The organism is Streptomyces griseoflavus (assembly GCF_014649995.1).
GTDB lineage: Bacteria > Actinomycetota > Actinomycetes > Streptomycetales > Streptomycetaceae > Streptomyces > Streptomyces griseoflavus.
The window spans coordinates 237,485-241,850 of the sequence record NZ_BMUC01000007.1; the positions used below are offsets into that span (position 1 = coordinate 237,485).

Here is a 4,366-nt window from a genome sequence, read left to right on the forward strand (position 1 = left end):
TCAGGTCGAGGAGTCCGGCGGTGGCGACGTTCGCGCCGAGCGAGGCGACCAGGGCGATGAGGAACCAGCACCAGGCGAGCCGGGACGGCCCGTCCGTACGCAGTTGACGCCAGGCGGCGACCAGGAGCAGGTCGACCGAGACCGGGTAGGCCCAGGCTTTCCAGCCGTCCTGTCCGGCAGCGGCGGCGAGGTCGTGCAGGTGGGCGAAGGACAGCGCCCCGGCGATGACGGCCTGGACCAGGACGGCGTCGACGCGGAGGCGGGCCATCACGGCTGCCCTCCCGGGTACTGGGGGCCGTCGGTGGGGTCGTAGCCGGGCGGGAAGATGCCGGGCGGGGGGTCGGGAAGGGAGACGGCCAGGGAGGGGCCGATGGCGTCGACGAAGGCGGGGTCGGCTCCATAGGTGTGGGCGTACAGGGCCAGGGCGCTGAGCAGCTGCACCGTGCGGTTGAAGTCCTCGCGGGTGTCCACGGGTGCACCTCCGGTTTCTGGCATGGCAGGGGTAGGGACTTGGCGCGAAGCGGTTGCGCCGACCGATCAGGTGGTGTGGCTCAGGCAGCGGCCGGGGCGGACTCGACTGCCGGGGCCGGAACCGGTGTGAGGGTGCCGAGCGCGGGCCGGAACGGGGCGAGGGCGGGAAGGTCCGGGGTCAGGTCGGCGTGCCGATTGCAGATATTCACGGCCTGCCGCAGCGAGGTGTGCGGGGCGCGGATGCGGGCCCAGCCGCCGGTCGAGTCGCCGGTGATGGCGACGCCGGGGGTGTCGGTGGGGATTTGGATGGCGGCGAGGACGGCGTCCGGGGCGATGTCGCCGAGGGCCATGTTCGCGGAGGATTCGTCGTTGACGCGGTGGGCGGTGCGGCCGGTGAGCTGGGCGCGGAGCATGGTGATGCCCTTGCCGAGTTCGGAGCCGAAGCGCTGCCCGCAGATCTCCAGGTAGATGCCGGCCGCGCGACCGAGCTGGGCGAGCCGGGCCAGGGCGGTGATGATGCGGTCCCGCCGCTTCTCCTCCTCCTTCGTCGCGAAGAGGGCGAGTTCGGCGACTTCGTCGACCAGGACCACGATGGGCACCGGGCGCAGTCCTTCGGGCAGGTCCCAGATGTCGGCGGCGATCTCCGCATCCGGCACGTCAGCAGTGATCCGCTGCTCGGCCCGGATGAGCTGGTAGACGTCCTCCATGTGGGACACCAGCGCGTCGAGGAGTTCAGCGGCGGTGTCGGGGTTGTCGGCGAGCGCGGAGAACCGGCGGGCCAGCGGGAACAGCTCGACGCCCTGCTTGCAGTCGATGCCGACCAGGGCGACGTGCTGCGACGCGAGGGCGGCGACGAGGTTGCGCTGATAGACCGACTTCCCGGACTCCGTAGCCCCCAGGGTGAGGGCGTGCGGAACGGCGCGGTAGTCGCGGTAGTGGACGGCCCCGTCTTCACGCAGGGCAACCGGGACCCGCATCGGTCGGGTGTCGACCACGGCAGGCATCTGCACGCGCTTGAGTACGTCGTAGCCGGTCATGCGCAGCTCGACCACACCCGAGCGCAGCTCACGAGAGGTCACGCCGTACATGGCGAATGAGTGCCGCAGCCGATCACATGAGGCGGCCACGTCGAAGGCGTCCTGACCGGGGCGGAGCTTGAGCCGGAGCACCAGGCCGGTTCGGGTTACTCGGACCCGCAGAATGCGCGGGGCACGGGGTCCGGGAACGGGGCGGTTCGTCATCCGGGCCAGCGTCAGTCGCCAGCGAGGGGCCGGGACGGTGAGGCCGCAGGCGTCCATGACCGAGCCGTACCGGACCAGGACCCGCAGCGCGGCGAGGGTGACCCCGAAGGTCAGCCAGTACCAGGCGGGGCGCCGCCACCGCAGGAGACCCGCAGCGGCGACGACCAGCACCAGGGCGACGATCAGCCACGTCATGGCTCAGGCCGCCTTCGAGGCCGAGTCCGCAGCGGTCAGCGAGGTCACCGCGACTGCGCGGAAGGCGATGCCGTGCCGCTTCTGGCCGTTGAATTCGTTCTCCCACGGCGAGGCGACCAGGCCGGTCAGGACCACCGGGGTGCCCATGTCCAGGTCCTCGGAGACGCCGGACTGCGGGACGGTGAGCTTGAGGATCTCCACCTCGTCGGGCGTGGAGAACATGACCTCCACGACCATCAGGGTGGCACCGTCCTTGTCGGTGGCGATCTCACCGGTACGGCGGTCCTTCACCTTGGGCTGCGGGGCCTTGGCGACCATCACGGTGGCGTTGGCGGTGTCCACGGGGATCTGACGCATCGTCTTGTCTCCTGTTGCGGTGAGGTGTTGACCGACATTCCGTCGGTGAGATCAGGAGACCGTGAGAAGGGGTGGACGCATCACCGCCCGTATGGACGCTTGGGGACGTCTGAGGTACCGTCAAAACGTCCCTAGCCGTCCGAGTGAAGGGCACGTCATGGCGAACGAACGTCTGCGCGCGGCAATTTCAGCGAAGGACGAGACGATCCAGTCCGTTGCCGAGCACGTCGGAGTGGATCCCAAGAGCGTCGAACGGTGGATCACCACCGGCCGCACTCCGCACCGCGGGCACCGCTGGAAGGCGGCGAGCTTCCTCGGAGTCGACGAGGTCTACCTCTGGCCGTCCGTGGAGAAGCAGGCGGAGAAGGCCAGCACGTCCGAGCTGATCACGTACTACCCACACCGTGGTGCGGTGCCCGCCCCGCTCTGGTCATCCCTGATCGAGAAGGCGACGGATCAGGTCGACGTCCTCGTGTACGCCGGACTCTTTCTCTTCGACAGCAACCCGGACCTGCCCGACCAACTGGCCGAGAAGGCGAAGGCCGGCGCCCAGGTCCGCATCCTGCTCGGGGACCCCGACTCCGAAGCGGTCCGCCAGCGCGGCGAAGAGGAGGGCATCGGCGGTGACCTGGCCGCACGTGCCCGCATCACCCGGCGCTACCTCGAGCCCGCCATGTCGACGCCTGGGGTCGAAGTCCGGTTGCACGACACGATCCTCTACAACTCGATCTACCGGTTCGACGAGGACGTTCTGGTGAACCCGCATGTCCTCGGAGCTCCCGCCGGTCAGAACCCGGTGATGCACTTCCGGTACCTCCCCGGAGCACGGACCTTCCGGCACTACATGCGGAGCTTCGACTACGCATGGGAGCGGGGCAGGGAGGCGTAACGAGCCCCGGACGTGCAACGCTGAACACATGGCGCGTGTCGACTACTTCAACGATCCCAACGCCCCGAAGGCGAACAGCCTCGTTCCCTCCGTGACCGCCGTTGCGCGCAACGAGGCCGGAGAGGTCTTGCTGATCCACAAGACCGACAACGACCTCTGGGCCTTGCCCGGTGGTGGCGTCGACCTGGGCGAGTCGGCCCCGGACGCAGCCGTGCGCGAGACGAAGGAAGAGACCGGCTTCGATGTGGAGGTGACCGGCCTCGTCGGCCTCTACACCAACCCGGGCCACGTCATGGCGTACGACGACGGTGAGGTCCGTCAGCAGTTCTCCATCTGCTTCCACGCCCGCATCACCGGCGGTGAGCTGCGGACGAGCAGCGAGAGCAAGGAAGTGGCGTTCGTCGACCCGAGCAGGCTGGACGAGCTGAACATCCATCCGTCGATGCGCATGCGGATCGAGCACGGCCTGGCCGACCGGGCGGAGCCCTACATCGGCTGATGTGCCATGCGGTCGCGGGTCCGCTCGACAGCGCCCTGGAGGTACGGCCGTGCCTTGCTGATCGCGTTGTGCACCTCGCTGCCCGGCTCGTAGCGGACAAGGATCTCGTCGATCCGGGTGTCGAAGTCGAAGGACTGCCCGGCGGGGCCGGTCGTCATGTCAGCGAAGATCAGAGCGTCCAGGACGGGGGAGTCTTCCCGCTCGTAGACGGCCAGCTCTGCCGAGAGCCCGCGTTGCTCTGCCTCATACACGGCCCCGGAGTGATGAGCGACCAGCCGCACCAGGCGTGCCGGCGCACCCAGCGATTCGAGGTGCCGGGCACCGTCGAGGGGATGGAAGCCGGTGTCACGCAGCTCGGGCGCGTAGCCGATGTCATGCAGCCACGCGGCAGCGACGAGGAGATCCCGGTCCCCCTCGGACACAGCCGCGGAAGCCTCGCGCGCCCGAGCGGCCACGGCCTGAGTGTGCAGCCAGCGATTCCCGAGCGGAGGAAGCAGGGACTCGGCGAGTTCGGCCGCTCCCTGGGGCGTGTCCAGTGCAGAAGGCATGCATGGAACGTTAGCCGAGGCCAGCAGAGAGCCGACAGGCCACGATCGGGGCGGTTGCCGATCATGGGTGCGGTAAGACTTTCCCTACGTTCATCAAGCCCGCGCACGGCGCGGGTGCGCGCCGCCTGTACGGCGGGGCCGCCGCCCTGTCTTCGCCAGCGGCGGC

The 4,366-nt window shown here is 69.2% G+C and carries 7 protein-coding genes; 2 read left to right on the forward strand and 5 right to left on the reverse strand.

The genetic code is table 11. The annotated features are described in order from the left end of the window. The 4 genes from IE172_RS34570 to IE172_RS17055 form a co-directional block, all read right to left on the reverse strand. Window positions 1-268, reverse strand: a 268-nt coding sequence (locus IE172_RS34570; RefSeq protein WP_229886128.1) for a DUF2637 domain-containing protein, incomplete at its 3' end; no start/stop codon positions are given. Beyond that, a complete protein-coding gene (locus IE172_RS17045) occupies window positions 268-471 on the reverse strand; it encodes a hypothetical protein (protein WP_229886131.1) in 204 nt (67 codons plus the stop codon). The genes IE172_RS34570 and IE172_RS17045, both read right to left, overlap by 1 nt. An 80-nt stretch (window positions 472-551) precedes the next feature. Continuing rightward, window positions 552-1,907: an FtsK/SpoIIIE domain-containing protein gene (locus IE172_RS17050; RefSeq protein ID WP_190098086.1), complete on the reverse strand. Its 1,356-nt coding sequence runs from the start codon at window positions 1,905-1,907 to the stop codon at window positions 552-554. 3 nt (window positions 1,908-1,910) lie between these two features. Beyond that, window positions 1,911-2,264: an SCO3933 family regulatory protein gene (locus IE172_RS17055; protein ID WP_031023277.1), complete on the reverse strand. Its 354-nt coding sequence runs from the start codon at window positions 2,262-2,264 to the stop codon at window positions 1,911-1,913. Between the two features lie 157 nt (window positions 2,265-2,421). Between IE172_RS17055 and IE172_RS17060 the strand changes: the two genes are divergently transcribed. Both IE172_RS17060 and IE172_RS17065 read left to right on the forward strand, forming a co-directional pair. Further along, on the forward strand, window positions 2,422-3,153 hold the full coding sequence (locus IE172_RS17060) for an XRE family transcriptional regulator (protein ID WP_189408506.1): 732 nt from the start codon (window positions 2,422-2,424) through the stop codon (window positions 3,151-3,153). A gap of 28 nt (window positions 3,154-3,181) precedes the next feature. Beyond that, window positions 3,182-3,652, forward strand: a complete 471-nt coding sequence (locus tag IE172_RS17065) for an NUDIX hydrolase (protein ID WP_031023275.1) — start codon at window positions 3,182-3,184, stop codon at window positions 3,650-3,652. Here IE172_RS17065 and IE172_RS17070 read toward each other — a convergent pair. Then, window positions 3,640-4,200, reverse strand: a complete 561-nt coding sequence (locus IE172_RS17070; protein ID WP_190098087.1) for an HD domain-containing protein — start codon at window positions 4,198-4,200, stop codon at window positions 3,640-3,642. The genes IE172_RS17065 and IE172_RS17070 overlap by 13 nt on opposite strands. Window positions 4,201-4,366 lie beyond the last annotated feature (166 nt).